Raw genomic sequence first — 24,604 nt, 5'->3', positions numbered from 1 at the left:
GGGCCATCATGACTTTCGCTGCACTGAAGACTGGCCTCTTGTCCGCGCCCAAGATCGATTGGGATTTTCTCCTCGGCGTTCCGCTGAGGATCGTCATCATCATCATCGGTGCCATCGTGCTGAACATGGTGATGCGGCTGTTCATCCGACGCTTTTCCACTGCAGTGGCCAAGGGCACCGTCGGCAGCGAGAAATCGGCTGGGCACAGCAAGTTCTCGTCCACGGCCGCCGAAGCACAGCGTACAGGCATCGAGCCGACCGTCATCCGTGAACGCCGTGCACAACGGGCGAAGACCGTGGGACGGATGCTGTCGTCTGTGACGACGATCATCATCAGCGTCATCGCCGTGCTCATGGTCCTCGACCAGATGAACTTCAACATCGCTCCGATTCTGGCTTCGGCGGGAATCGTCGGTGTGGCACTGGCCTTCGGCGCACAGGAACTCGTCAAGGACTATCTGTCCGGGTTCTTCATGGTCATCGAGGACCAGTACGGCATCGGCGACACCGTCGATCTCGGCGAAGCCGTCGGCGAAGTCGAGGACTTCGGGCTCCGCAAGACAGCGGTACGCGATCTCACTGGCACCCTCTGGCACGTGCGCAACGGTGAGATCATGCGAGTGGGCAACCTGTCGCAAGGCTGGGCCCGTGCAGTGCTCGAGATCCCAGTGAACTACTCCACCTCGATGGCTACCTATCATGAGATCACCGAATCGGTGACAAACTCCATGTTGCAGGACAAGGCCCTTGCCTCGGCCATACTCGAACGCCCCGAGGTCGCGGGAGTCCAGTCGCTCTCAGCCGAGTACAGGGTCATCAGAACGATGATCAAGACGAAGCCCAACCTGCAGTGGATGGTCGAACGTGCCTTCCGTGCGGAGCTCACGAACGAGTTCGACAGGCGCGGAATCACCATCCCGATCATTCAGGAGACCGTCCTTCGGACTCTTCCGGACACGTCCGACGCCCTCGGCTCCACCACGACGAGCACGGCCGACGACCGCCCTCAATTCGCACACGCGGGCCGGAGGCGCAACGACGATTCGCCCTCACCGCTGCCCAGCGATGATGAGATCCGGTCGACCACCGATGAAGCTGGAACCGACAGCCCAGACGGAGACAGCTGAACATGTCGCAGACATCGAACGAAACCATCTTCGACGCTGTCGGTGGCCACCCCACCTTCACCCGGCTCGTCGACGTCTTCTACGATCATGTGGACCACGACGAGGTGCTCATCGCCATGTACCCGGAGGGGCATGACCTGACTGGCGCCAAGCACCGCCTCCAGATGTTCTTGGAGCAGTACTTCGGTGGCCCGACGACCTACCAACAGGAACGGGGGCATCCGAGACTGCGGATGCGCCATTTCCCCTTCGCCGTCGACTTCGACGCTCGCGACCGCTGGCTGGCTTCCATGCGGGCAGCACTCGATGATGTAGCGCTGCCGCCACTCTATGACGAGATCTTCTGGGATTATTTCCAGCGGGCGGCCACGGCCATGGTCAACACGAACAGCAATCCGGTCTGAGAGGTCGGCTCTGAGAGGTCACCGCTGAGGGATCATCGGGCCCGGGTGAGCAGATGCCCGCCCGGAGTCGAGATTCGCAGCCACCCGGAGGTCGCGAATACTTCGTACTCCTCGGTCTCTCCCACCGAGGCGGACTCCGCCTCGGGTATGAATCGCAGCGCACTCGCGGCGAATGCGAGCCCACCAGGCAGTTCGGTGCTTCCTGTCGCCGCCATCGGCTTCGACCACACACGCGAACGCAGCGCCTTCACCGCGTGTGAGCCAGCGCCCTCGGGAGCGCCGTCGCTGATCTCTGCGACTCCCGACTCAGCGGTGGAACGCAAGACACTACCGGCAATTCTGTCGTGGGCCGTCCACCGCCCTTTTGGCGGCGCTATGCCGGTCCAGGAGACCAGCACCGAGTTCGGTGGCACCGGCAGACGAGTGGCGTTCTCCGATCTGGCGAAGCGGTCCTTGAGGTTGGCCAACGGCACGACTTCATCGAGTCCGTCCATTTCCGGTCCGTTCAGGCGCAGCATGCGCATGGCCAGCACCAGCGGCGTGGAGTCTCCGATCCCATGCGGGTACAGGGGTGCAATCGTGACGACAAGCACGGTCGATGACACGTGCAGGCGCATGGCTCCATCGGGATCGAGCCTATGGGCCAAGGAGGTGAACGCTGCCAGATCCTTCATCGCCAGCGGATCAGCGATCTCAAGTTCCGTCATCGGCGACGACCCCGCATCGGAACGGCAGGTCGAATGACATCTTCCATTGCTGCTTTCTCCTCCTGGCTCAGGCGCCGTGGTCGAGAATTCGTTCTGTCCACGAAGACGATGACCGTCTCCGCCAGCGTATAGCCGACCGAACCATCGGGTTCGGCGATGACGTAACCGATGGTCACCGACGCCGGTTTGACCTCGCTGATGACCAGATCGATGGCGATCGGTCCCGCACGGTAGGGAATCGGCCGGCGATATTCGATCAGGTGGGAGGCAACGAGTAACTCGGTCGTCTCCGAAGCCGAGGCGAAGATCGCAGGGATCGTGATCCCCGATACGGTTCCCGAGATTCCCAGCTGACCAGGGTCTGTCGGCGCGTCGGTACTGTGCGTCGGTGACCCCAGAGCCCGGACGCGCGCCTCTTCGAGCAGGCGCAGTTGGGTGACATTGTTGACGTGACCGTAGGCATCCATGTCACCCCATCTCAGCTCCAGCAGTACTCGCGTGAATTCGTTCAGATGGGGATTTATGGTGCCAGTGTGCATATGACCCATCATGCCACTTTCACTGCTGCGGCGATGGCCACGATAAGATCGTGAATTACACGGACGAGAATCATTGACGCAGGCTGGAGGCCCATATGAGCGATGTAGAACCCACGACGGCCGAGGCGAACGTCAACACGCTGCGCAGAGTGCTCCAACTCGAGAGCCTGAGCTCCACCCCGGCATCCCGCGAGAGTGACTATTTCGTGGGACACAACCAGTACAAACCCGATGGGCGCGTCTTCGGTGGTCAGGTGGTGGCGCAATCAGTTGTGGCCGCCGCCGCGACCCTGCCAGACGATCGCCTCATCCATTCACTTCACGGATATTTTCTGCGCGCCGGGGATGTCAGCGAACCGATTGAGTTCGGAGTCGAACGACTCCGCGACGGACGATCGTTCTCTGCCCGGCGTGTCCACGCGTATCAGAAGGATGTGCCGATCCTGTCCCTGATCGCCTCTTTCCAAGTCGAGCAGGAGGGCCTTGAGCATTCTGAATCCATGCCATCGGGCTTGCCAGGTCCGCTGGAGTGCCCGGAACTGCGCGACATTCTGGCAGGACAGGACACCCCGCAGGTCACAGAATGGTTGAATAAGCGCCCGTTTGAGATCCGCCCGGTGGAGGATTCCCTGTACCTCAAGTCTACCGATGATAGACAGCGCGAGCAGCAGCACGTATGGTTTCGTGCCAGCTCGGCGTTCGGCGATGATCCTGTGCTCAATGCTGCTGCTCTGGCCTACGCCAGCGACTTCAACCTGCTCGAACCGGTTCTGCGCCGACAGGGACTGAGCTGGACGAGTCCGGGACTGCGCGTGGCCAGCCTCGACCACGCGATGTGGTGGCATCGTCGGGTCCGGGTCGATGAGTGGATGCTCTATGTTCAGGAGTCCCCTGCAGCTCAGGGAGGACGCGGCCTCGGATACGGGCGCATCTTCGCCCACACCGGTGAGCTGCTGGCTACAGTGGCCCAGGAGGGCATGGTCCGCATCAAGGCACCTCGGTGAACAAAGACACCGCGATGATCGAGATTCTCGGGAAGATCCTCTCTCGCCTGGTCAATGTCGCGCTCTTCATCATCATTACCATTCTGAGCCTGGTGTTCCTGCGTGAAGCGGTGGACATGAACCTGGCACTGACTGCGCTCATATCAATCGTCATCGGAATCGTCGGCACTATCGCAGTGAGATATCTGTTCACGCTTGTGCTGAAAATCGGTGATCTGTTCTCCTGACGATCAGCAGCCTGGATGCTGCCTCCTGTCAACAGATGATGCCCCGGTCGTCGACCGGGGCATCATCTATCAGAAATCGGTTCTGCGCTCCGCGCTGTCTGGGTGCAGAGCCAGTCAGTCGCGGGTGAGGCGACGGTGGGTCACGCGGTGAGGACGAGCCGCGTCTTCACCGAGTCGTTCGACCTTGTTCTCCTCGTAGGACTCGAAGTTGCCTTCGAACCAGTACCACTTCGCGGGCTCCTCATCTGTGCCTTCCCAGGCCAGGATGTGCGTCGCAACCCGGTCGAGGAACCAACGGTCGTGCGAGACGACCACGGCGCAACCTGGGAACTCGAGGAGTGCGTTCTCCAGGGAGCCCAGCGTTTCAACATCGAGGTCGTTGGTCGGCTCATCGAGCAGCAGCAGGTTTCCGCCCTGTTTGAGGGTCAGCGCCAGATTGAGGCGGTTGCGCTCACCACCCGAGAGCACACCGGCCTTCTTCTGCTGGTCAGGACCCTTGAACCCGAATGCGGAGACATATGCTCGCGAGGGCATCTCCACGTTGCCCACCTGGATGAAGTCGAGTCCGTCGGAGACGACTTCCCACAGGTTCTTGTTCGGGTCGATTCCGCCCCGGGACTGGTCGACGTAGGAAGTCTTGACGCTGTCGCCGATCTTGAGGTCTCCCGCGTCCAGCTCTTCGAGCCCGACGATGGTTTTGAACAGAGTCGTCTTGCCGACGCCATTGGGGCCGATGACACCCACGATTCCGTTACGAGGCAGTGAGAAGCTGAGACCGTCGATGAGCAGACGATCGTCGTAGCCCTTCTGTACGTTGTCGGCCTCGATGACGATATCGCCGAGGCGAGGACCAGCCGGAATCTGGATCTCTTCGAAGTCCAGTTTCTTGGTCTTCTCCGCTTCTGCGGCCATCTCTTCGTACCGAGCCAGACGAGCCTTCGACTTCGTCTGCTTCGCCTTCGGATTCGACCGGACCCAGTCAAGTTCGTCCTTGAGACGCTTCGACAGCTTCGCGTCCTTCTTGCCCTGAACCTGCAGACGTTCCTGCTTCTTCTCCAGGTAGGTCGAGTAGTTGCCCTCGTAGGGGTAGAGATGTCCGCGGTCGATCTCGGCGATCCATTGGGCCACGTGGTCGAGGAAGTACCTATCGTGAGTAATCGCGATGACCGCGCCAGGATAGGACCGCAGGTGCTGCTCCAACCACAGCACGGATTCCGCGTCCAGGTGGTTTGTGGGCTCATCGAGCAGGAGCAGATCGGGCTTCTCGAGCAGCAGTTTGCACAACGCCACGCGGCGACGCTCACCACCCGAGAGCACACTGACGTCAGCTTCCGGGGGTGGGCAGCGCAGAGCGTCCATCGCCTGCTCGAGCTGGGAGTCGAGATCCCACGCGTCCGCGGCGTCGATCGCTTCCTGCAGCTTGCCCATCTCGCCCATCAGGGCGTCGAAGTCCGCGTCGGGACTGGCCATCTCCTCAGAGATCGCGTTGAAGCGGTCAAGCTTGGCCTTGATCTCGCCGACGCCCTCTTCGACATTGCCGAGGACGGTCTTGTCCTCGTTCAGGGGCGGCTCCTGCAACAGGATGCCCACGGTGTAGCCGGGGCTGAGCCGAGCCTCACCGTTGGACGGCTGTTCGATCCCTGCCATGATCTTGAGAATCGTTGACTTACCGGCACCGTTCGGACCGACCATGCCGATCTTCGCCCCGGGGTAGAAGGACATCGACACGTCATCAAGAATGACTTTGTCGCCGTGCGCTTTACGCGCCTTGTGGAGGGTGTAAATGAATTCGGCCATAATAACTTCAGGTTATAGGTTCAGCACGCTCAAGTGCCAATTGAGACACGTGATGAAGCCCTTGGATCAGCCGCCGCCGAGCGACGGTGCTTCACCGGACGAGGAGCCCTCGGAGGGACCTTCGGATGCAGAGCCATCTGCAGATGTTCCCTGCGACGAGGTACCTTCCGATCCCCCCTCAGGCGACGGACTCTGCGAAGCGCCGTCCTTGCCGTTGATGTCCTCACCAGGCATGTGTCCGGCACCGTTGGAATCGCCGTCCTTCTCGCGCTTGTCTCCTTCAGGTGCCTCCACACCCTTCGGACGTTCGACCTCACCGAGCAGACATGACCCGGTCGATTCGGTGGGAGGCATCAGCTCTGCAGTTGCCTTTCCCTTCCGAATCTCCCCGATAACGCACCCCTTGTCGGTTTTGACGCCGAACATCTTCGAGGGCACGTCATTGCCCAAGGGTGAGTCATCGATGGTGGCTTCGAGCTGGTCCTCATCGTATCCAGCATCGATCATGGTCTTAAAGAACTTCTTCGTCGACGGAACCTTGTCCTCATCGCCGGTCAGCGGTTCGAGAGCCGTGACGACCTTGTCGACTTCCGCGGCCGGCTTCGCGGGAGTGCGGACGGGCGTCGGCTGAGAATCGTCACCGCCGAATCCCAGCAGCGAACAGCCCGACAGAGCTAAGGTCAGTGCTCCAAGACTCAGGAGGGGAACGAGACGCATCAACAACCTCAGCAGGTGGGAACGATTAACAGTCTCACCTTAACCGATCGATCACACAATCGCGGTCAGACCCGACGTGTTCTCACCTCGGCCTGCCCACGAGGTCTTGCCGATGACGGTGCGCGGGCCCGAATCCGCCCCTGCTCAGAACGGTGCCGCTGCGCTCACCGTGTCACGTGCGATGGCATCATCGACGCTCCCCGAGTCTCCCCCATCCGCGTTCGCAGCGATATCAGCCCCGTCGTCTTCCCCGTCGTCGTGGGAACCGAGGCTCGACGCTTCGGAGATGTCGGGACCGGCACCTGCAACTTCGCCACCGAGGTCCGCCCAGCCTGATTCACCGCCTGACGCTCCCTGTTGCTGGCCGTCCTGGTGACGGTTCGCGCTGCTGGCCTTCTGATAGTTGGCGGTTCCGTACCGAAGGTCGGGACCGATGTGCTCGGCGACTACCGTCGGAGCGATTCCGCGCTTCTCCTCCGTCGACCATTCTCGAATCTTCAAGGTCCCCTGTACCACGACTGACATGCCCTGATGGAGGCTCATCGAAGCGTTGCTGGCCAAAGGCCCATAGCAATCGACGCTGAACCACGACGTTGCATCGGCGACATACTCCCCAGTCCCCTTGTCGAGGCGCCAATGATTGACGGCTAACCGAAAGGATGCGCAGGCTCTGCCCGAGGGCAGCGTCCGGCTCTGCGGATCGGCAGCCACAGTACCGCTGAGGTTGATCGGAATGATGGACATCGTGTTTCCTCATTTCTTGGAGTACTTCGTGATGGACCCTGCCGAATCGCCCATCGGGGACGAAACAGTCTGAATCGGCCGATCACGTCAAACACCAGTGAGCGCGTCAGGCGGCGACGATGTCCAGACATGAGAAATGCCCTGTGGACGGTCGTTGACCGTCCACAGGGCAGTGGCACATGAGTCGATGCTCATGTGCACAGTAGTGTCAGCGCAGTGTTTCGTAGGCGCGTCGGTGCTCGTCGATCACGGCGTTGACCGGCCCCAGATAGGAGCTCTGGGCCACACTGCCGATGGCGTCGCGAAGTTTGCGGTCAATGTCGCCGGCCGCCTCGTCAGCACCCTTACTGCGCGCGGATTTGGCAATCACCGACGTCACTACAGATCCGATGATACCGACCACGAGCAGGCCGATGCTCGCAATCCAGCTCCATCCCGGAAGTGTTCCCGGCACGACGATGGCGAGGATGGCAGTGGCGATGAGACCCAGCAGGCCAAGGATCGTGGCGAGGAAGAAGATGATCTGCAGAATCTTGGCCACGGACCACCAGTTGGGGGTCTGCGGTTTGATATCCACAGCGGTGACGGCCGAGTCCAACGTTTCGGACAACTCGGTGGTGCTCGCCTTCTCAGCTTCTGCTACCGCGCTCTGCCATGGTCGCGGCATGGAGGACACCGATTCTGCGATGAGCTCATGAGCCATCAGACGCACCTGAGAACTCTGGGCTCTGCTTGTCGCCGGCACCGACGCGCGGATGAGTTCGTCTCTGCCCTGGCCGTGCTTGGCCCCCAACGGGTCGGGGGCGTTTCTCTGCATCCATGCCAGCACCGGATATCCGGTATTGCGATAGGCGCGGCGAATATAGTCATCGTGGACGGTTTGCGCGACGGCCTCGACGCCGACGGCATCAGACATGGTCTCCACCAGACGCGAAGCCCCCGGGCGCTCATCCGGTGGAACCACCGGTTCGCCGAGTTCATTCTGCATCCGGTTGGCCATGGCCTGCATATCAGCCAACAGTCGCTCAGAGGCCGCCTGCTTGGAATCAACCGTGTCAGCCAAGATTGACCTGACCTGAGGAATCCCGTCCCGTGTGACGGCGGAGGTCAAGTGCACCTTGGTGTCGGTGAGCCCGTCCTCGACGAGCAGCTGCTGCAGGTGGTCGGCGGCAGCCTTCTGCTCTTCGTCACTGAGTTTGTCGACCTGGTTGAGAACCACAACCATGTTCGAGCTGTTCTCAGCCAGCTTCGTCAGGTATTCGGAGTGCAGTGAGAAGTCAGCGTATTTCTGTGGGTCAACGACCCAGAACACAACGTCGACGAGTCCCACGAGTCGATCGGATTCGACACGGTGTTTGACCGCGGTCGAATCGTGGTCAGGCAGATCAAGCAGAATCAGACCATGGAGCTTGCGCTGATCGTCACCGTCGAGCGCCGATTCGCGCCAGGTCCGGCTGCGCTCGGGAACATGCAGCCAATTGAGGATGTCGTTGCCGCCTTCGCCCCACACGCATGCGGTGGGGCGGGAGGTGGTCGGGCGGCGAACACCGACCCTGGCGATGTCCAGTCCGGCGACAGCATTGAACAGCGACGACTTTCCAGAACCAGTTGAACCGGCGAAGGCCACTACTGTGAACTCTTCGCCCAACCCGAGGCGATCCTCGGCACGGTTGAGGAGGTTCTGCGCGTCCGCGCGAACGTCGGGACTCAGTTTGTCTGGCCCCAGAGACAGTGTCTGTCGGATTCCTTCGGCCCGACGCCTGATCTCGGACTGTGCAGGATCGTTCACAATGCCACCTCAAGTCGATCACCGGAGGCGCGCAGAGCGCCCGCTTGCCGCGCCGGTACCGCGGATAGTTGTAATACGTTGTCAAAAGGCGTGCGGCAGCCGCCGACGATTCCTGCCGCTGTGGTCAGGAAGCGATCCCTGACGGATCCGATGAGATTCACGGCTTCCTGCTCACCGAAGATCGTGCCAGCGAGGCTGAGCGCGACATTCGCGTCATTGCGCGAATCATGACCATCTGCGGCCGTGTACTTCGGGTCCCAGAATGCCGCGTATTCCACAACGGCACAGACTCCGCCAACGCCGAACGAAAGAATTCTGGCCTTGGACTTCTTGCCCTGGCCGATGTCTCGCACCAGAGCATTCACCTCGTTGGACCAGCCGCTGACTGCAGACTTGACCGAATCCTCGAGGTCCTTCGCGCTACGGCACAGTTCGGGGTGTGCATCCAGCAATGCCGATCCGGCTGGATCTCGGCGCCACTGAGCGCTGATCTCGTCAACGACCGCGATTGCCTGTTCCCGCAATGAGATAGCTGCGCTGCGCAGTATCGCAACGTGCAGTGGAGAGGCGGCATCGTGCTTACCGGTGACCGCGGCGGAGATCCTGTCGCGCATGCGCGCCATCGTGGGTTCCAGACCGCGGAAAAGCTGTCCCGTTCCCACGAAGTCCTGCCAACGGGCGTTGACCTCTCCGTGCAGGACGCGACCGTCGGAGAATACCTCGGGAAGTCCGTCATCTGCACCACTGAAGGTCTGATCAAGGCTGAGCTGCAGACGATTGAACGTCGTCTCCTGCGACTCTGCATAATCGGCCAGGGATTTCACCTGGGCCGGCATTGCGCCGATCGAGCCGATGAGGGTCCGTTGTCGTATCCGCTCCTGCGAACGGCCTTCTGAGCTCACCTGGCTGATCCAGGACCGAATCGGATAGATCGCCGAGTGAGGAAGCAGACCGTCCTCGAGTTCGAGTTCGGCCACTGCGAAGATCGGAGAATTCGCCAGACCCGATTCCGACAGCAGACTGGAGAGATGGTGCCTGACCTCACGGTTTGCTTCCGGCGGCACCCGGTCGAGCACGATGGCCACCGAGGTGTTGCGGGTTGCGGCGTCCTTGAGCAGGGCCCATGGTGCGGCATCGGCATAGCGGTTGGCTGTGGTCACGAACATCCACAGGTCCGCGCTCATCAGGATCCGGCGCGCCAGCTCACGATTCGACTCGGCAATAGAATCGATGTCCGGGCAGTCGAGCACAGCAGTGCCAGGTTCGACGCAGTCATCAGGAATGAGTACGACAGAGGGGGTCGACGCCGTGGGGTCCGTGCTGCGTGGCAGATCGGACAGGAAGGACTGTGATTCGAAGAACTTGGCATCGGCGGGGTTGTGGACCACAACCGGGTTGCCTGTCGTCGGTCGGCGCACCCCCGCAGGACTGACCGTGCGCCCCACCAGGGAATTCACGAGAGTAGATTTGCCCGCGCCGGTCGATCCACCGACGGCGATCATGAAGGGCGTTCGTGTCCGATTGATCCGCGGCAGCAGGTAGTCAGTCAACTCCGAGGAAAGCTGACGATGCAGTTCGCGACCATCAGCGAAATCTTCAGTCTGCAGGGTGAAGCGGGTTTCAGAGACTCGCTTCGCGATATCGCTCAGCGCCCCTCCCACTGGTGGCGTCACGGCACTCTTACTGTCTGTCATCACGCATCCACTCTCTACGTTTTCCCAGCCGCGCACCAATTGCCACGCCGTACTGGGAGGTAATTGCTCACTGCAGGAAGCAATCGAAGAGCCACTGGTGACGTCACTCGATGAAAAAGTACCCCCGGCGGGGCTCGAACCCGCGACCTACCGCTTAGAAGGCGGTCGCTCTATCCAACTGAGCTACGGAGGCTCAAATATCCTAACCGATGCCCGATCCAGAACAGAAAGCGGCCCTCGTCGCTGTCTCGGAGATTGAACTCCTAGACAGCGACGAGGGCCGCTGCTATCGCGCAGTCACTCCCAGCCCGCATCACGGGATGTTCGATGAGGGGTCAGTACAGGCGAGCGACACGCTCCAGAGACTTACGCACCGTCACGAATGCGACCATCACAAGCCCGATGAGGGCGAGGATGACGGCCACCGCTTCGATGGCGAAGGCGAAGTCGACGATGACCGGAAAGAAACCGGCAGCCATGAAACCAAGCAGGGCGACCATCGTCAGTGCAGTGGCTGTAGTGAAATACGTTGAACCGTTCATTGTTCATCTCCTTCTTCCTTGAAGAAAGAGTAGACCCGAATGAGACCCACGTCACTAGGAATTGCCCGAAAGTTTCATCGGTGCATACCAATCGATGCCGATCGACTGTGATGCCACCGGTTGATCAGGCGTCGCCGCGTGCGTCGATGGCCTTCTCCAGACGCTCGAGCTTGCCATCGATCTCACCGGTGTATCCCGGACGAATATCGGCCTTCACGACCAGCGCCACTCGCGGGCCGAACTCACCGACGACGTCAGTCGCCTCTTTGACTACAGCAAACACCTCATCCCACTCACCTTCGATCGTGGTGAACATCGAATCAGTCCGGTGTGGCAGCCCGGAACGTCGAACGACCTCCACGGCTGCGGCGACCGCATCGTGGACCGATGCGTCCGTATTGTCACCTCCGCTGGGAGCGACGGAAAATGCGACGAGCATGATGCTCTCCTTTCGGATCTGGGTCAGTTCTGCGCGGGCACGGACACAATGAGCGAGTCACCCTGACCGCCACCACCGCAGAGTGCAGCGATACCTGTGCCGCCGCCTCGGCGCTGGAGCTCGAGAGCAAGGGTCAGCACGATGCGCGCTCCGGAAGCTCCGATCGGATGCCCGAGTGCCACCGCGCCACCATTGACGTTGACCTTGTCCAGGTCGATGCCCAGGTCCTTCGAACTGGCGAGTCCAACCGCTGCGAAGGCTTCGTTGATCTCGTAGAGATCGAAGGAATCAGCCGCGACACCTTCCTTCTCAGCAGCGGCCTGGATGGCCTGTGAAGGCTGATGCTGGAGGGTGGAGTCAGGACCTGCCGTCCACCCGTGCGAACGGATCTCAGCGAGGATCGGAGCACCGAGCTCTTCAGCCTTCTCACGAGACATGACGACGACCGCGCATGCACCGTCGGAGATCTGTGAAGCATTTCCGGCTGTGATCGTGCCCTCCTTACGGAAGGCTGGTCGCAGCTTCGCCATCGACTCCGGTGTGGTCTCGGCGCGCACGCCCTCATCGGTGGAGACGGTCACGTCGCCCTTGCGCCCAGAGATGGTGACAGCTTCGACTTCATCGTCGAATGCCCCCGATTCCCAAGCCTGGGCCGCACGCTGATGGGAACGGGCCGCGAAAGCGTCCTGGTCCTCGCGGGAGAATTCAAAATCACCGGCGTTGGCTTCTTCGGTTAAGCCACCCATCGCCTGGTCGGTGAAAGCATCCCACAGACCGTCGTAGTCCATATGGTCCTTCACCACGACGTCACCGTATTTGTAGCCCGAGCGCGATTTCTCCAGCAGATGGGGAGCCAGGCTCATCGACTCCTGCCCACCGGCGACGACGACGTCGTATTCCCCCGCCCGCACCAGCTGTGCAGCCTGTGTGATCGCGTTGATGCCCGACAGGCACAGTTTGTTCACGGTGACACCGGGCACGCGCATCGGGATGCCGGCCTCAACCGCGGCCTGTCGCGCAGGTCCCTGACCGAGCCCGGCCTGCAGAACCTGCCCCATGATGACGTACTCGACGTCCTCGCCGGTGATCCCTGCGCGGTCAAGTGCGCCGGAGATAGCCTTGCCGCCCAACTGCACAGCTGTCTGCGACGACAGGCCACCCTGCAGACGTCCGAATGGTGTGCGCGCACCCGCGACGATCACTGCTTCAGCCATATTTCCTCCTCAGGTATTCGAACCCTGCTCGAGCGCAGAGAACTCGGTGAAATGCTTCCTGCTCCAAGGGTAGTCGAGCTGTCTGTGGCCTCGGTCACGGGGGCCGTGTCACAACGTGGCAGGGCGTGTCCACACTTGAGAATTCGCACCCCACACTCATGGTGAGTCCGTTAGAGTAGGGGTGGAAGATGAGACCACATCCCTTGACACGACAGGAGTCCACTTCAGTGACGCCCAGCGAAGAATTCCGCACAGCGATGCGCGGCTACGAAAAAAGTGAAGTTGATTCTCGCCTGCAGCAGCTGCGAACCGAGGTCGAGTCCGTTCGTAAGGCCCTCTCCGATGCCCGCAGCCAAGTCATCAACGCTGATCGCGCGAAACTTCAGATCGCCGGAGAACTCTCTGAAGCGAAGGCTCAACTGAAGAAGGCCGCCAATGACAGCGCCGAGGCGTCTGGCCCTCCCGGAAGCCGCATCGACCATCTGCTCAAGATCGCGGAGTCCCAGGCACGTGAGACTCTCTCTCAGGCGAATTCCGATGCGGAGACGATCCGCAACAAAGCACGAGCCGAAGCCGCGTCTGCCCGTGCGCGTATGCACACAGAGAGCAACGACACTCTGTCCAATGCCCGCTCCGAGGCCGATGCGATCATCAGTTCGGCCGAGATGCGCGCCGACGAGACGGTGAAGGCCGCCGAAAAGCGTGCTGCCGAGCTCAAGGCGACTGCGGAACGCGAATACAACCAAGCCAAGGAAGCCAACGAGGCAGCCACGAAGGAAGCCCGTGAGAGTCTCGAACATGAGCTCGCCGAGCTCAAGGCCACCGCAGAGAAGCAGGCTGCCGATCTGCGGGCCGAAGCCAAGACTCAAGCCGATGAGTCGATCAGCACCGCTCAAGCACAGGCCGACGAACTCCTCGCCGCGGCGAAAGCGCGCGATGAGGCATCGACGAAGGCTGCCGACGAACTCGATGTCGAGCTGGCCGGTAAGCGCCAGGCGGCCGAGTCTGATCGCAAGAAGCGCTACGACTCCGCCCAGATTGAGAATAAGAAGCTCATCGACGAGGCTCAGGCACGCGCGGCGAAGGCCGATGCTGAGGCTAAAGAAGCCGCGGAGAGGGCAGAAACGACCCGCTCGGATGCGGTGAAGAAGGCTGACGACATCATTGCCGACGGCAAGACTCGTGCACAGACCCTCATCGGCGAAGCCCGGGCAACGGCCGAAGCCACTATCGAAGAGTCCGCCGCCGAAGCCAAGCGCAACGTGGCATCCGCCCAGTCTCAGGTCGACCTGTTGACCAAGCAGCGAAAGACGATCACAGCCCAGCTCGATCAGCTCCGTTCGTTGTTCGCCATGCCCGGTGTGATGGGAGGCGATTCCGTCGATCCGGCCAAGGCCGAGTCCGCATCACACGCCACTGAACAGATTGCCGATGAGCAGGAACTCGCCGACCTTCTGGCGGAGGACCCCGAGGACGCAGACGAGCCTGCCGACGGCGCGGATGCCGGAGCGGACGGTACCGACAGCGCCGACGGCACAACCACATCTGCGGATTCCACGGACACCGCGAAACCATCGGGCGAAGACGTCTCAACGGAGGCAGCAGAGTCCGAGGCAACCCAGTCTGACGCTGAGGAGCCTGTCGCGACCGACGGCGCTGAGGAAGCAGAGGGCTCTGACCTGCCCAATGGAGCCACCGACGCTGACACGATAGCCATCGACGCTCAGGTTTCAGGTGCCAAGAATAAGAAGGGCAAGGCATCGCGGTCAAGGAACTCGCTGCGCTGAGGTTCGCACTCTCCAGCATTCCGCACACTTGAGAAGGGGCCAGTTCACAGTGAACTGGCCCCTTCTTCAGATCCTGATCTCTGGTTCTTCAGATCCCGATCTGTGGTCAGCCGACAGCCGACTCCGTCACCGGAATCTCTGAAAGCATCTCGTGTGCCAGTGACGACGGGAATCCACGCCCACCTCGGTGCCATATCGGGCGGCCTGCCGCCAGGCAACAATATGCGCCGTCGACGATGCCAGGTCCTGCCCGCACCCGGGACAGACATAGACCTTGCCCTGAGAATTGCCGGCGACGTTCTGCACGGACCACGTCCCGTCGGGCAGATCTCGGCTTGTGCGCAGCCCATTCACGGAGTCGGAGAGTTCGCGTGGGGCCTGCCGCCATTTGTTTTTGCGACGCGAGGAGGTAGATCGTGGCATCTGCTCATTCTCTCACGTAGGGTAAAGCGCGTGCGTCTCGTCATTGCTAAGTGCTCCGTTGATTATGCCGGTCGTCTGACCGCCCATCTGCCCATGGCCACCCGTCTAATCATGCTCAAGGCCGACGGCTCGATCCTCATCCATTCGGATGGCGGATCGTACAAACCCTTGAACTGGATGACACCTCCATGTTCAATCACCGTCACTGATCCGAGCCAGGAGCAGACAGAGGTTGGTCTGGCCGAGATCTGGACGGTGTCACAGGCCAAGACCGGTGACAAGCTCGTCATCACCATCGCCGAGGTGATCGCCGATGACCAGCATGAATTCGGCATCGATCCCGGACTGGTCAAAGATGGGGTCGAAGCCCACCTGCAGGAACTGCTGTCCGAACATATAGAGACTCTCGGAGACGGCTACAGCCTGGTCAGGCGCGAATATATGACGGCCATCGGACCCGTCGACATTCTCGCCCGAGACCACGGCCACAAGTCGGTTGCCGTGGAGATCAAGCGCCGGGGCGACATTGACGGCGTGGAGCAGCTGACCAGGTATCTGGAGCTGATGAACCGGGACCCGCGGCTCGCACCGGTGCGAGGAGTGTTCGCCGCTCAGGAAATCAAACCTCAGGCCCGAACCTTGGCCGAGGATCGTGGAATCCGCTGTGTCGTCCTCGACTACGATGCACTGCGCGGTATGGACGACCCCGACTCACGCCTGTTCTGAGTTCTATTCGAAACTGAGGATGTCGGCTTTTTCGACGCGCTCGATGGTGGCGCCAAGACTGCGCAGATTCGACACGAAGTTCTCATAGCCGCGCTCGATGTGGTCGATGCCGGAGACCTCAGTGATTCCCACGGCCCGCAGCCCCGCCATCACGAGGCCGGCACCGGCGCGGATGTCTGAAGCTTCCACCTCGGCGCCGGACAGACTGTCAACACCGGAGATCAGGGCATGGTTACCGTCTACTCGAACCTTCGCACCCAGTCGAGCAATCTCCTGGACGAACCTCCAGCGGGCCTCGAACAGGTTCTCCGACAGCAGTCCGACACCATCAGATACCGAATTCAGGGCAATGACGAACGGCTGCAGATCCGTGGGGAAGCCGGGAAACGGCATCGTCGCGACACGAATCGCGTGCGGACGTTCGGCACCGATGACGCGGAACCCCTTCCCACGAGTGCCGTCACCCAGATCAATGTCACCGAGGTCATCGACTGTGGCGCCCGAGTCGCGAAGTTTGATCGCGATATTGGGCATCAGCTCAAGTCCGACGCCCTTCACGATCACATCACCGCCGGAAAGAGCGGCGCCGAAAGCGTAGGTTCCGGCCACGATCCGATCCCCCACCGTACGGTGCGCGACCGGTCGGAGTTCGTCGACACCCGTGATCGTGATGTCGGACGTACCGATCCCACTGATCTGGGCACCCATATCAACCAGCATCGTGCAGATGTCGACGATCTCCGGCTCTTTGGCCGCGTTCGAGATCGTTGTCACACCATGGGCCAGCGTCGCCGCCATCACCAGGTTCTCCGTCGCACCAACGGAGGGGAATTCGAGGTCGATGTCCGTTCCGCGAAGACCACTCGGGGCCTCCGCGACGAAGTAGCCGTGGTCGAGATGCACCGTTGCCCCGAGAGCTTCGAGACCGGCCTGATGCATGTCCAGACCCCGCGAGCCAATCGCGTCGCCGCCGGGAAGGGCCACATGCGCTGAGCGCATCCGCGCGGTGAGGGGGCCAAGCACGGAGATCGATGCTCGCATCGCACGCACGAGTTCGTAGTCGGCTTGGATGCCGACTTCGGCAGGTACATCGATGCTGACGATGCCATGATCGGCGTCGTAATCGACGTTGCAACCAAGCCGGGTGAGGAGCTGGACCATGATGCGCACGTCGAGAATCGCGGGCACATTGGTGATAGTCGTCCGGCCGACGGCCAGCAGACTGGCCGCCATCAGTTTGAGAACGCTGTTCTTGGCTCCCCTGATATCGACTTCGCCGCGCAGTCGACTCGGACCGGTCAAGCGAAAGACATCCATCAGGTGAACCTTCCCATCGTCGGGTTGAAGCCGGGGGGCGATGATTCCAGCCATGAGGCCATCGTGGACAGTGACTCGGTGTCCATAGCCAGAGATACGGAGCGGGGTCGGCCGTCGGCCTTCCCATAGGAACAGTCCACCACCACGGCGTCGGGCAGCACCGAATACTGTTCCCCGGACGTGGGTTTGCGGCGGACGAGAATATCGAGACCGGCACGCGGGAGACGGACCGCGGCCCGGCGAGTGAGTGCGAATACCGGGTACCAGTCCAGTGACGCCACCGAGAACACTGCTACACCCAAACGCCAACGTGGGCGAGAAGAGGATTCCTCGCCCACGTTGATGGAACAGTCAAAAGCACCGGACAACTTCGAAATCGACCTGCGGCGAATCGTCACGACGACGATCAGCGCAAGCGCAAGTCCCACTAACGAGAGCAGAACGATCAGCAGGACGGAAGGGTTCACGGTTGCCAGTTTAATTGACAGATCAGAGAAGTTCGGCCTGATCAGCGGCAATGATGACACGATTATTCTCGACAGACAGGAATCCACCATCGGCCTGAACCCGGATGGTCTCCTCAGAGGTCGTGAGAATACGCGCTTCACCATCGGCTACGACACCCAAAACAGGCTCATGCCCTGGCAGGATGCCGATCTCACCATCCAAGGTACGGGCGATGACGCGCTTGGCCTCACCAGCCCATACCTGTTGGTCGGCTGCTACGACGTTCACATCGAGGACAGCCATGGCTTACTTCTGCATCTCTTCGTAGTTGCGCATGACGTCGTCAAGCCCACCCACGTTGTAGAATGCCTGTTCCGGGATGTGATCGACTTCGCCGGCGCAGAGTTTCGAGAACCCTTCGATGGTGTCGGCCAGCGGAACTGTCGAACCGGGCACCTGCGTGAACTTCTCAGCGGTGTAGGTGTTCTGCGACAGGAACTGCTCGATGCGACGAGCACGGTGGACGACGAGCTTGTCCTCTTCACCGAGTTCATCGACACCGAGGATGGCGATGATGTCCTGCAGTTCCTTGTTCTTCTGCAGAATGGCCTTGACCTCGTTGGCGACCCGGTAGTGCTCTTCGCCGACGATCAGCGGATCGAGAATACGCGATGTTGAGGTCAGTGGATCAATGGCCGGGTACAGGCCGCGCGAGGCGATGTCACGGTTGAGCTCGGTCGTCGCGTCGAGGTGGGCGAAGGTCGTTGCCGGAGCCGGGTCAGTGTAGTCATCGGCGGGAACATAGATCGCCTGCATCGAGGTGATCGAGTGACCACGCGTTGAGGTGATCCGCTCCTGCAGAAGTCCCATCTCGTCCGCCAAGTTCGGCTGGTAGCCCACGGCCGAGGGCATACGACCCAGCAGGGTCGACACCTCGGAGCCGGCCTGCGTGAACCGGAAGATGTTGTCGATGAACAGCAGCACGTCCTGGTTCTGGACATCGCGGAAGTACTCCGCCATAGTCAGTGCCGACAGCGCCACGCGCAGTCGGGTGCCCGGCGGCTCGTCCATCTGCCCGAAGACCAAGGCAGTGTCCTTGAACACGCCGGCTTCGTCCATCTCCATGATGAGGTCGTTGCCCTCACGGGTGCGCTCACCCACACCGGCGAACACGGAGGTGCCGCTGTGGTTGTGTGCGATGCGGAAGATCATCTCCTGGATGAGCACGGTCTTGCCGACGCCTGCACCACCGAAGAGGCCGATCTTTCCACCCTGGACATAAGGGGTGAGGAGGTCGATGCTCTTGATGCCGACCTCGAGCATCTCGGTCTTCGACTCGAGTTCGTCGAAGGCGGGAGCCGTCCGGTGGATCGGCCAGCGCTCACTGATCTCGAGCTGTTCACCGTCTTCGAGGTTAAGGCAGTCACCGGTGACGTTCCACACATGATTCTTGGTCACGTCGCCGACGGGCACGGTGATCGGGGCGCCGGAGTCGACGACTTCCTGGCCGCGGACCAGGCCATCGGTGGGCTGCAAGGACACGGCACGCACGATGCCATTGCCCAGGTGCAGTGCAGTCTCGAAGGTCAGCTTGCGCGAGCCTTCGGAGAGTTCCACCGAGGTGGACAGTGAGTTGTAGATCGCTGGCACGGAGTCGAGCGGAAACTCGATGTCGACAACCGGGCCAATGACTCGGGAAATCCGGCCGAGGGCTGTGCCCTGCGCCGGGGAGGTATCCGTAGCTGTGGCAGTCATGGTCTCTTTCTTCTCTGCTCTCGCCGGTCAGTCGCCGGCTGATGATGCCGCGAGGGCATCGGCCCCACCGACGATCTCGGTGAGTTCCTGGGTGATTTCCGCCTGGCGAGCCGTGTTGGCCAACCGGGTATAGGTCTTGATGAGATCATCCGCATTTTCGGTCGCGGTGTGCATCGCAGCCTGACGTGAAGCCTGTTCGGACGCTGAAGCACTCAACAGCGCGGACAGGATCCGCGAGTCGATGTAGCGCGGCAGCAACGAATCCAAGACGGCCTCAGCACTGGGTTCGAACTCATAGAGAGGGAACGCAGCCGCGTCTTTCGCCGGTGCGGACGGGCCGCCGGTGGCGACCTCGCCCGCGTCTACGACCTCGAGCGGAAGCAGTCGCCGGTATTCCGGATCGTGCTTGACGCTGGAGACGAACTTCGTGAACACAATGTAGATCTCATCCACACCGCTCTGCGCGGATTCGGCATTGAAGCTCTGCAAGAGGGCCTCACCGATCTCCCGAGCATTCTCGGGAGTCGGCATCTCAGAGATGCCGGTCCAGGCCTGTTGGATCGCACGGTCGCGGAAGGTGTAGTAGTTCTGGGCCTTACCGCCGACGGTGAAGAGCGCAACGTCCTTGCCCTCGCCGCGCAGCAGCCGATTAAGCTCTTCGGCTTCGCGCAGCAGGTTCGCCGAGTAGGCCCCGGCGAATCCACGGTCCGGGCCGATCACCAGCACTGCGGCACGGGTGACAGACTCGGGCTCGGTCGTCAACACGTGGTCGACATTGGACTCACTCGCCACCGCCGAGACCGCCCGGGTCAGGGCGTTGGCGTATGGGCCGGCAGACTGCGAACGTGCAATGGCCTTCTGAATCCGTGAAGCAGCGATGAGCTCCATGGCCTTGAAGATCTTCCTCAAGGACGAAGTGGAGCGGATCTTCTGCTTGAAGACCCTCTGCTGGGCTCCCATCAGTTCTTCCTTTCGCTGTTACGGATCAGATTCAACGCTTCTGCCGAACGATCTGCTCCTGCTCGACCTCATCGGATGAGGCGGTGGCAGTGTCTTCACTGCCGGCCTTGGATCCGCTGGAGTCGGAGCTGACGAAGTTCCGGGAGAACTCCGTCAAGACGTTGTCCAGCTCGGCCGAGGTGTCATCATCGAGCTTGAGCGTCTCACGGATAGTCGTGAAGATGCCGGTCTTGCGTTCGATGTGATCATGGAGTTCGGTTTCGAACTTGAGCACGTCGGAGACAGGAATCTCATCGAGGTAGCCATGAGTTCCGGCGAAGATCGACACGGTCTGCTTCTCGAAGGCCATCGGCGAGAACTGAGACTGCTTGAGCAGCTCGGTCAGTCGTGCACCGCGAGCCAGGTCGCGCTTGGTCGTCTCGTCAAGGTCGGAGGCGAACATGGCGAACGCCTCGAGCGAACGATACTGGGCCAAGGAGATCTTCAATGTGCCGGAGACACTCTTGAGTGCCTTCGTCTGAGCAGCGCCGCCGACACGGGACACGGAGATGCCCACATCCACTGCTGGACGCTGGCCAGCGTTGAAGAGATCCGACTGCAGGAATATCTGACCGTCGGTGATCGAAATCACGTTGGTCGGAATGAATGCACCCACGTCATTGGCCTTGGTCTCAATGATCGGAAGACCCGTCATCGACCCGCCGCCGAACTCATCGGAGAGCTTCGCGCAGCGTTCGAGCAGACGCGAGTGCAGGTAGAAGACATCGCCGGGGAAGGCTTCACGGCCCGGCGGACGACGCAGCAGAAGGGACACTGCACGATAAGCCTCTGCCTGCTTCGAGAGGTCATCGAACACGATGAGGACGTGCTTGCCCTCATACATCCAGTGCTGGCCGATAGCCGAACCCGAGTACGGGGCGAGGTACTTGAAACCTGCAGGGTCCGAGGCAGGAGAGGACACGATCGTGGTGTAATCCAGCGCGCCGGCTTCTTCGAGCGAACGGCGGACACCGGCGACGGTGGAACCCTTCTGTCCGATGGCGACGTAAATGCAGCGCACCTGCTTCTTCGGGTCGCCGGTCTCCCAGTTGGTCTTCTGGTTGATGATCGTGTCGATCGCCAGAGCGGTCTTACCAGTCTTGCGGTCGCCGATCACGAGCTGACGCTGACCACGGCCAACCGGGATCATGGCGTCAATGCTCTTGTAGCCGGTCTGCAGAGGCTCGCGCACCTCCTGACGATCCATCACGCCTGCGGCTTGGAGCTCGAGCTCACGCTGACCGACGGTCTCGATGTCGCCGAGGCCGTCGACCGGCTGACCCAGAGGATCGACCACACGACCGAGGTATCCGTCACCGACCGGAATCGAGAGAACCTCGCCGGTCCGGTAAACGTTCTGCTCAGCGGCGATCCCGGAGAACTCTCCGAGGACGACGACGCCGATCTCGCGCTCGTCGAGGTTCTGTGCCAAGCCCAAAGTGCCGTCTTCGAACCGGAGAAGTTCGTTGGCCATGGTGCCGGGCAGACCCGACACGTGGGCAATTCCGTCACCAGCGGTGACGACCTTGCCGACTTCGGACTTTACCGAGCTCTCGGGGTTGTACGAGTCAACGAACTTCCCAAGAGCGTCCCGGATCTCTTCCGGGCGAATTGTCAGTTCCGCCATCTGGTTTCCCTGCTTCCTTTACTCAAAACTGTGTCCGACGACCGGTGGGCCGCCTGTGCTGCCGGACTGGCCGGCCCCTCGATTTACTTAGCGAGCTTGCGCTGCACTTCGGCCAAGCGATCAGCCACTGTGGAGCTCATCATCTCGTCGCCGACCTGAACCCGGACTCCCCCGATGACTTCGGGGTCGACCTGAACGTTGAGAACGAGGTCACGCCCGTAGCTTGCGGACAGAGCCGCCGTCAGCTTCTGGGTCTGAACCTCGCTCAGAGGTTTGGCGACTGTGACGTCAGCGACCGAACGCTGCTGTCGTGCCGCGAGGGTGTCGCTGTACTGATCGAGGGCCATCGCCACGCGAAGACCGCGTGGGTACACAGCTGCCTGTTCGATCAGTGTGATGGTGTCGGCCTGAGCCTTACCCGCCAGCAAGTCTGCGATGAGCGCACGCTTCGTCGATGCAGACGCATCGGAGTCCAAGGCGCGCGCCAGTTCATGTTCGCTTTCGCACAGACGGGCGAAACGGAAGACTTCCTCTTCCACCTGGCCGAGTTGACCGGATGCCTGAGCAGCAGCAGCGATGGCTGTCACTCCGGCAACCTCAAGGCTGGTCACCAGGTCCTGAGTTCTGGCCCAGCGCTGGCCGACGGCCAGTTCGCTCAGACGCAGAGCGGGTTCGGTGGTCCGAGTCGAGAACAGAGTCCGCAGCAGCTGCTGCTTCTTCTCAGCTGACTCGGACGAGTCCGCCAAGGCCTTGCGCAGCGTCACGTTCTCGGCGAGAACAGCAACGATGGCCAGTTCGCCCTTGCCGAACTCACGGGCGTCGCCGTGTGAGATCTCAGCATTGGCGGATTCAAGAACGGCCTGCAGGGACAATCTGCTCGACTGGAGCATCACGCCCCCTTGACCGGCTGTGCCGAAGACTGTGACTCGAGATCGGAGATGAAGCGATCGACCACGTTGGCAGAACGCTGATCGTCGGTCAGTGATTCGCCGACGATGCGTGATGCCAGATCGGTGGCCAGAGTGCCGACTTCCGAACGCAGCTGCACCATGGCGGACTGACGTTCGGCTTCGATCTGCGTCTGGGCCGAAGCGACGATGCGCTCGGACTCAGCATGAGCCTGGGTCTTCATATTGGCGATGATCTGGGCGCCTTCTTCCTGAGCTTCGGCGCGCAGCCGTGCAGCTTCTGCACGACCGTCGGCGAGCTGCTTCTGATACTCGGCCAGAGCCTGATCGGCTTCGGCCTGCACCTTCTCAGCCTTTTCAATTCCACCCTGGATACGCTCTGCGCGCTCATCGAGGGTTTTGTTGAAGGCGGGGAGGACGTACTTCCAGACAACCAGGAAGACGATCAGCAGACAGATGGCACTCCAGATGATGTCGTACCACGCCGGGAGAAGCGGGTTCTCAGACGAGGCAAGAATTAGTACCGGAGTCATCGTTTAGTCCTCTTATTGATCAGGGCAGGAAGAACGGGGTGGCGATGCCGATCAGGGCCAGGGCCTCGATCAGCGCAATGCCGAGGAACATGTTTCCGCGCAGTGCGCCGGCCATCTCAGGCTGACGTGCGGTTCCCTCGATGGTCTTACCGATGACGATACCGACACCGACACCCGGGCCGATTGCGGCGAGGCCGTATCCGACGGTGCTGATACTGCCGGAGACTTCAGCGAGCATATCCATTGAATGCTTTCCTTTCATATGTCGGCCGGGTGGTTGGCCCGGCCCTTGTAACATCTGGAGTTACAGATTGAGGGGCGTTTCTCAGTGGTCGTCTGAGATCGCGGCGTTGATGTAGACGCAGGAGAGAAGAGCGAAGATATAGGCCTGCAGGACGACAATCAGCATCTCAAGGATGAAGACGAAGAATCCGCCGGCGAAGGTGATGATCGAGAAGAACTGGAATCCGTTCGCAGCATCGATGAGGAAGAAGCTCGTCGCTGAGAAGCAGAGCACGAGGAGGAGGTGGCCGACCATCATGTTGGCGAAGAGTCGGATGGCCAGCGTAAACGGCTGGGTGACGAACTTCGTGATGAACTCGATCGGGATGAGCAGAATATGCATCGGCCATGGGACTCCGGGCAGGATGAGCGAATCCTTGAGATAGCCGCCGAGTCCCTTCTCGGCGATGCCAGCCCAATGATAAGTCACGTAAACCGTCAGCGTGAGCACGATTGGGAGGCCGATGACGCCGGTGCCCGGCATATTGAGGAACGGAATCAGCTTCGTGACGTTCCAGAACAGAATGCCGAAGAAGATCGCGACGATCAGCGGCATGAACTTCTTGGCGCGCTCCTTGCCCATGGTGTCTTCGGCGATTCCGACGGTGACGAATTCCATCGCCAGCTCCATGCTGGACTGGAAGCGGCCCGGAACGAGCTTCATGCGCTTTGCCCACACAGCAAGCAGAACAACGACTGCCACAGTGGCGATGACGCGGATGAGCATCACGCGGTTCATCTCAAAGGGAGTGCCTTCGAAGAGGAACGCGGCGGGGAAGAACTCCGCCATGGACGGGGCGTGAAAACCACCTTCAGCGGCTTGGATCGTTGTGTTCGCAGCGTTGAGTGTTCCCAC

27 protein-coding genes and 1 tRNA gene are annotated in these 24,604 nt (G+C 61.1%); 6 read left to right on the top strand and 22 right to left on the bottom strand.

Annotation, left to right across the window (positions count from 1 at the left end; genetic code table 11):
• Nucleotides 1–8: 8 nt before the first annotated feature.
• Both AAFP32_RS07355 and AAFP32_RS07350 read left to right on the top strand, forming a co-directional pair.
• Nucleotides 9–1,127: a mechanosensitive ion channel family protein gene (locus AAFP32_RS07355; RefSeq protein WP_350271256.1), complete on the top strand. Its 1,119-nt coding sequence runs from the start codon at nucleotides 9–11 to the stop codon at nucleotides 1,125–1,127.
• 2 nt (nucleotides 1,128–1,129) lie between these two features.
• Nucleotides 1,130–1,531, top strand: a complete 402-nt coding sequence (locus tag AAFP32_RS07350) for a globin (protein WP_350271255.1) — start codon at nucleotides 1,130–1,132, stop codon at nucleotides 1,529–1,531.
• 32 nt (nucleotides 1,532–1,563) lie between these two features.
• On the opposite strand, the gene AAFP32_RS07345 is transcribed toward AAFP32_RS07350, so the two are convergent.
• The gene (locus AAFP32_RS07345; RefSeq protein ID WP_350271254.1) at nucleotides 1,564–2,238 is read right to left on the bottom strand and encodes a hypothetical protein; all 675 of its coding nucleotides are present in this window, start codon (nucleotides 2,236–2,238) and stop codon (nucleotides 1,564–1,566) included.
• Nucleotides 2,235–2,705 carry an acyl-CoA thioesterase gene (locus AAFP32_RS07340; protein WP_350271253.1) on the bottom strand — a complete coding sequence of 157 codons (471 nt, stop codon included), beginning with the start codon at nucleotides 2,703–2,705 and terminating at the stop codon, nucleotides 2,235–2,237. The genes AAFP32_RS07345 and AAFP32_RS07340 overlap by 4 nt, the downstream gene beginning before the upstream one ends.
• 167 nt (nucleotides 2,706–2,872) lie before the next feature.
• On the opposite strand from AAFP32_RS07340, the gene AAFP32_RS07335 reads away from it, so the two are divergent.
• Both AAFP32_RS07335 and AAFP32_RS07330 read left to right on the top strand, forming a co-directional pair.
• Complete coding sequence (locus tag AAFP32_RS07335) at nucleotides 2,873–3,781, top strand: acyl-CoA thioesterase II (protein WP_350271252.1); 909 nt, start codon at nucleotides 2,873–2,875, stop codon at nucleotides 3,779–3,781.
• Entirely contained in the window at nucleotides 3,778–4,008 is a 231-nt protein-coding gene (locus AAFP32_RS07330; protein WP_350271251.1) for a hypothetical protein, read from the top strand. Before AAFP32_RS07335 ends, AAFP32_RS07330 begins: the two co-directional genes overlap by 4 nt.
• 114 nt (nucleotides 4,009–4,122) lie before the next feature.
• Here AAFP32_RS07330 and ettA read toward each other — a convergent pair whose 3' ends face one another.
• From ettA to AAFP32_RS07285, 9 genes are all read right to left on the bottom strand, one after another.
• A complete protein-coding gene (ettA, locus tag AAFP32_RS07325) occupies nucleotides 4,123–5,805 on the bottom strand; it encodes an energy-dependent translational throttle protein EttA (protein WP_350271250.1) in 1,683 nt (560 codons plus the stop codon).
• A 66-nt stretch (nucleotides 5,806–5,871) separates the two neighbouring features.
• Nucleotides 5,872–6,522: a DUF6993 domain-containing protein gene (locus tag AAFP32_RS07320; protein ID WP_350271249.1), complete on the bottom strand. Its 651-nt coding sequence runs from the start codon at nucleotides 6,520–6,522 to the stop codon at nucleotides 5,872–5,874.
• Nucleotides 6,523–6,666: 144 nt separating this feature from the next.
• The gene (locus AAFP32_RS07315) at nucleotides 6,667–7,266 is read right to left on the bottom strand and encodes a single-stranded DNA-binding protein (RefSeq protein WP_350271248.1); all 600 of its coding nucleotides are present in this window, start codon (nucleotides 7,264–7,266) and stop codon (nucleotides 6,667–6,669) included.
• A gap of 208 nt (nucleotides 7,267–7,474) precedes the next feature.
• Entirely contained in the window at nucleotides 7,475–9,055 is a 1,581-nt protein-coding gene (locus AAFP32_RS07310) for a GTPase (protein WP_350271247.1), read from the bottom strand.
• Nucleotides 9,052–10,749 (bottom strand): dynamin family protein, encoded by a 1,698-nt coding sequence (locus AAFP32_RS07305; protein WP_350271246.1) that lies wholly within the window; start codon nucleotides 10,747–10,749, stop codon nucleotides 9,052–9,054. The genes AAFP32_RS07310 and AAFP32_RS07305 overlap by 4 nt, the downstream gene beginning before the upstream one ends.
• Nucleotides 10,750–10,868: 119 nt before the next feature.
• Nucleotides 10,869–10,942 (bottom strand) — tRNA-Arg (locus AAFP32_RS07300).
• Nucleotides 10,943–11,084: 142 nt separating this feature from the next.
• The gene (locus AAFP32_RS07295; RefSeq protein WP_350271245.1) at nucleotides 11,085–11,291 is read right to left on the bottom strand and encodes a hypothetical protein; all 207 of its coding nucleotides are present in this window, start codon (nucleotides 11,289–11,291) and stop codon (nucleotides 11,085–11,087) included.
• A 124-nt stretch (nucleotides 11,292–11,415) separates the two neighbouring features.
• Nucleotides 11,416–11,730: a thiamine-binding protein gene (locus AAFP32_RS07290; protein WP_350271244.1), complete on the bottom strand. Its 315-nt coding sequence runs from the start codon at nucleotides 11,728–11,730 to the stop codon at nucleotides 11,416–11,418.
• Nucleotides 11,731–11,753: 23 nt separating this feature from the next.
• The gene (locus AAFP32_RS07285) at nucleotides 11,754–12,944 is read right to left on the bottom strand and encodes an acetyl-CoA C-acetyltransferase (RefSeq protein WP_350271243.1); all 1,191 of its coding nucleotides are present in this window, start codon (nucleotides 12,942–12,944) and stop codon (nucleotides 11,754–11,756) included.
• A gap of 227 nt (nucleotides 12,945–13,171) precedes the next feature.
• Between AAFP32_RS07285 and AAFP32_RS07280 the strand changes: the two genes are divergently transcribed.
• A complete protein-coding gene (locus tag AAFP32_RS07280) occupies nucleotides 13,172–14,731 on the top strand; it encodes a cell division protein (RefSeq protein ID WP_350271242.1) in 1,560 nt (519 codons plus the stop codon).
• A gap of 126 nt (nucleotides 14,732–14,857) precedes the next feature.
• Here AAFP32_RS07280 and AAFP32_RS07275 read toward each other — a convergent pair whose 3' ends face one another.
• Complete coding sequence (locus tag AAFP32_RS07275) at nucleotides 14,858–15,154, bottom strand: hypothetical protein (RefSeq protein ID WP_350271241.1); 297 nt, start codon at nucleotides 15,152–15,154, stop codon at nucleotides 14,858–14,860.
• 30 nt (nucleotides 15,155–15,184) lie between these two features.
• Here AAFP32_RS07275 and nucS point away from each other — a divergent pair, with 30 nt between their 5' ends.
• On the top strand, nucleotides 15,185–15,880 hold the full coding sequence (gene nucS / locus AAFP32_RS07270; protein ID WP_350271240.1) for an endonuclease NucS: 696 nt from the start codon (nucleotides 15,185–15,187) through the stop codon (nucleotides 15,878–15,880).
• Between the two features lie 3 nt (nucleotides 15,881–15,883).
• On the opposite strand, the gene murA is transcribed toward nucS, so the two are convergent.
• From murA to atpB, 10 genes are all read right to left on the bottom strand, one after another.
• A complete protein-coding gene (gene murA / locus AAFP32_RS07265; protein WP_350271239.1) occupies nucleotides 15,884–17,197 on the bottom strand; it encodes a UDP-N-acetylglucosamine 1-carboxyvinyltransferase in 1,314 nt (437 codons plus the stop codon).
• Nucleotides 17,197–17,664: a DUF2550 domain-containing protein gene (locus AAFP32_RS07260; protein ID WP_350271238.1), complete on the bottom strand. Its 468-nt coding sequence runs from the start codon at nucleotides 17,662–17,664 to the stop codon at nucleotides 17,197–17,199. The genes murA and AAFP32_RS07260 overlap by 1 nt, the downstream gene beginning before the upstream one ends.
• 22 nt (nucleotides 17,665–17,686) lie before the next feature.
• Entirely contained in the window at nucleotides 17,687–17,947 is a 261-nt protein-coding gene (locus tag AAFP32_RS07255; RefSeq protein WP_350271237.1) for a F0F1 ATP synthase subunit epsilon, read from the bottom strand.
• Nucleotides 17,948–17,950: 3 nt separating this feature from the next.
• Nucleotides 17,951–19,399, bottom strand: coding sequence for a F0F1 ATP synthase subunit beta (gene atpD / locus AAFP32_RS07250; RefSeq protein ID WP_101620392.1), 1,449 nt, complete (start codon nucleotides 19,397–19,399; stop codon nucleotides 17,951–17,953).
• 27 nt (nucleotides 19,400–19,426) lie between these two features.
• Nucleotides 19,427–20,359 (bottom strand): F0F1 ATP synthase subunit gamma, encoded by a 933-nt coding sequence (locus AAFP32_RS07245; protein WP_350271236.1) that lies wholly within the window; start codon nucleotides 20,357–20,359, stop codon nucleotides 19,427–19,429.
• Nucleotides 20,360–20,390: 31 nt separating this feature from the next.
• Nucleotides 20,391–22,025, bottom strand: a complete 1,635-nt coding sequence (gene atpA, locus AAFP32_RS07240; RefSeq protein ID WP_101620390.1) for a F0F1 ATP synthase subunit alpha — start codon at nucleotides 22,023–22,025, stop codon at nucleotides 20,391–20,393.
• 83 nt (nucleotides 22,026–22,108) lie between these two features.
• Nucleotides 22,109–22,915, bottom strand: coding sequence for a F0F1 ATP synthase subunit delta (locus AAFP32_RS07235; protein WP_350271235.1), 807 nt, complete (start codon nucleotides 22,913–22,915; stop codon nucleotides 22,109–22,111).
• The gene (locus AAFP32_RS07230) at nucleotides 22,915–23,466 is read right to left on the bottom strand and encodes a F0F1 ATP synthase subunit B (RefSeq protein WP_101620388.1); all 552 of its coding nucleotides are present in this window, start codon (nucleotides 23,464–23,466) and stop codon (nucleotides 22,915–22,917) included. Before AAFP32_RS07230 ends, AAFP32_RS07235 begins: the two co-directional genes overlap by 1 nt.
• Nucleotides 23,467–23,485: 19 nt before the next feature.
• Nucleotides 23,486–23,710: a F0F1 ATP synthase subunit C gene (atpE, locus tag AAFP32_RS07225; protein WP_101620387.1), complete on the bottom strand. Its 225-nt coding sequence runs from the start codon at nucleotides 23,708–23,710 to the stop codon at nucleotides 23,486–23,488.
• Between the two features lie 81 nt (nucleotides 23,711–23,791).
• On the bottom strand, nucleotides 23,792–24,604 hold the full coding sequence (gene atpB, locus AAFP32_RS07220; protein WP_233429489.1) for a F0F1 ATP synthase subunit A: 813 nt from the start codon (nucleotides 24,602–24,604) through the stop codon (nucleotides 23,792–23,794).

It is taken from the genome of Brevibacterium sp. CBA3109, assembly GCF_040256645.1.
Lineage (GTDB): Bacteria > Actinomycetota > Actinomycetes > Actinomycetales > Brevibacteriaceae > Brevibacterium > Brevibacterium koreense.
This window is presented reverse-complemented; position numbering and strand designations above follow the sequence as displayed.

Coding starts and splice junctions, on each gene's coding strand:
- AAFP32_RS07355 (WP_350271256.1), top strand. CDS start 9: ATGACTTTCGCTGCACTGAAGACTGGCCTCTTGTCCGCGCCCAAGATC.
- AAFP32_RS07350 (WP_350271255.1), top strand. CDS start 1,130: ATGTCGCAGACATCGAACGAAACCATCTTCGACGCTGTCGGTGGCCAC.
- AAFP32_RS07345 (WP_350271254.1), bottom strand. CDS start 2,238: ATGACGGAACTTGAGATCGCTGATCCGCTGGCGATGAAGGATCTGGCA.
- AAFP32_RS07340 (WP_350271253.1), bottom strand. CDS start 2,705: ATGGATGCCTACGGTCACGTCAACAATGTCACCCAACTGCGCCTGCTC.
- AAFP32_RS07335 (WP_350271252.1), top strand. CDS start 2,873: ATGAGCGATGTAGAACCCACGACGGCCGAGGCGAACGTCAACACGCTG.
- ettA (WP_350271250.1), bottom strand. CDS start 5,805: ATGGCCGAATTCATTTACACCCTCCACAAGGCGCGTAAAGCGCACGGC.
- AAFP32_RS07320 (WP_350271249.1), bottom strand. CDS start 6,522: ATGCGTCTCGTTCCCCTCCTGAGTCTTGGAGCACTGACCTTAGCTCTG.
- AAFP32_RS07315 (WP_350271248.1), bottom strand. CDS start 7,266: ATGTCCATCATTCCGATCAACCTCAGCGGTACTGTGGCTGCCGATCCG.
- AAFP32_RS07305 (WP_350271246.1), bottom strand. CDS start 10,749: ATGACAGACAGTAAGAGTGCCGTGACGCCACCAGTGGGAGGGGCGCTG.
- AAFP32_RS07295 (WP_350271245.1), bottom strand. CDS start 11,291: ATGAACGGTTCAACGTATTTCACTACAGCCACTGCACTGACGATGGTC.
- AAFP32_RS07290 (WP_350271244.1), bottom strand. CDS start 11,730: ATGCTCGTCGCATTTTCCGTCGCTCCCAGCGGAGGTGACAATACGGAC.
- AAFP32_RS07285 (WP_350271243.1), bottom strand. CDS start 12,944: ATGGCTGAAGCAGTGATCGTCGCGGGTGCGCGCACACCATTCGGACGT.
- AAFP32_RS07275 (WP_350271241.1), bottom strand. CDS start 15,154: ATGCCACGATCTACCTCCTCGCGTCGCAAAAACAAATGGCGGCAGGCC.
- murA (WP_350271239.1), bottom strand. CDS start 17,197: ATGGATGTCTTTCGCTTGACCGGTCCGAGTCGACTGCGCGGCGAAGTC.
- AAFP32_RS07255 (WP_350271237.1), bottom strand. CDS start 17,947: ATGGCTGTCCTCGATGTGAACGTCGTAGCAGCCGACCAACAGGTATGG.
- atpD (WP_101620392.1), bottom strand. CDS start 19,399: ATGACTGCCACAGCTACGGATACCTCCCCGGCGCAGGGCACAGCCCTC.
- AAFP32_RS07245 (WP_350271236.1), bottom strand. CDS start 20,359: ATGGGAGCCCAGCAGAGGGTCTTCAAGCAGAAGATCCGCTCCACTTCG.
- atpA (WP_101620390.1), bottom strand. CDS start 22,025: ATGGCGGAACTGACAATTCGCCCGGAAGAGATCCGGGACGCTCTTGGG.
- AAFP32_RS07235 (WP_350271235.1), bottom strand. CDS start 22,915: ATGCTCCAGTCGAGCAGATTGTCCCTGCAGGCCGTTCTTGAATCCGCC.
- AAFP32_RS07230 (WP_101620388.1), bottom strand. CDS start 23,466: ATGACTCCGGTACTAATTCTTGCCTCGTCTGAGAACCCGCTTCTCCCG.
- atpE (WP_101620387.1), bottom strand. CDS start 23,710: ATGGATATGCTCGCTGAAGTCTCCGGCAGTATCAGCACCGTCGGATAC.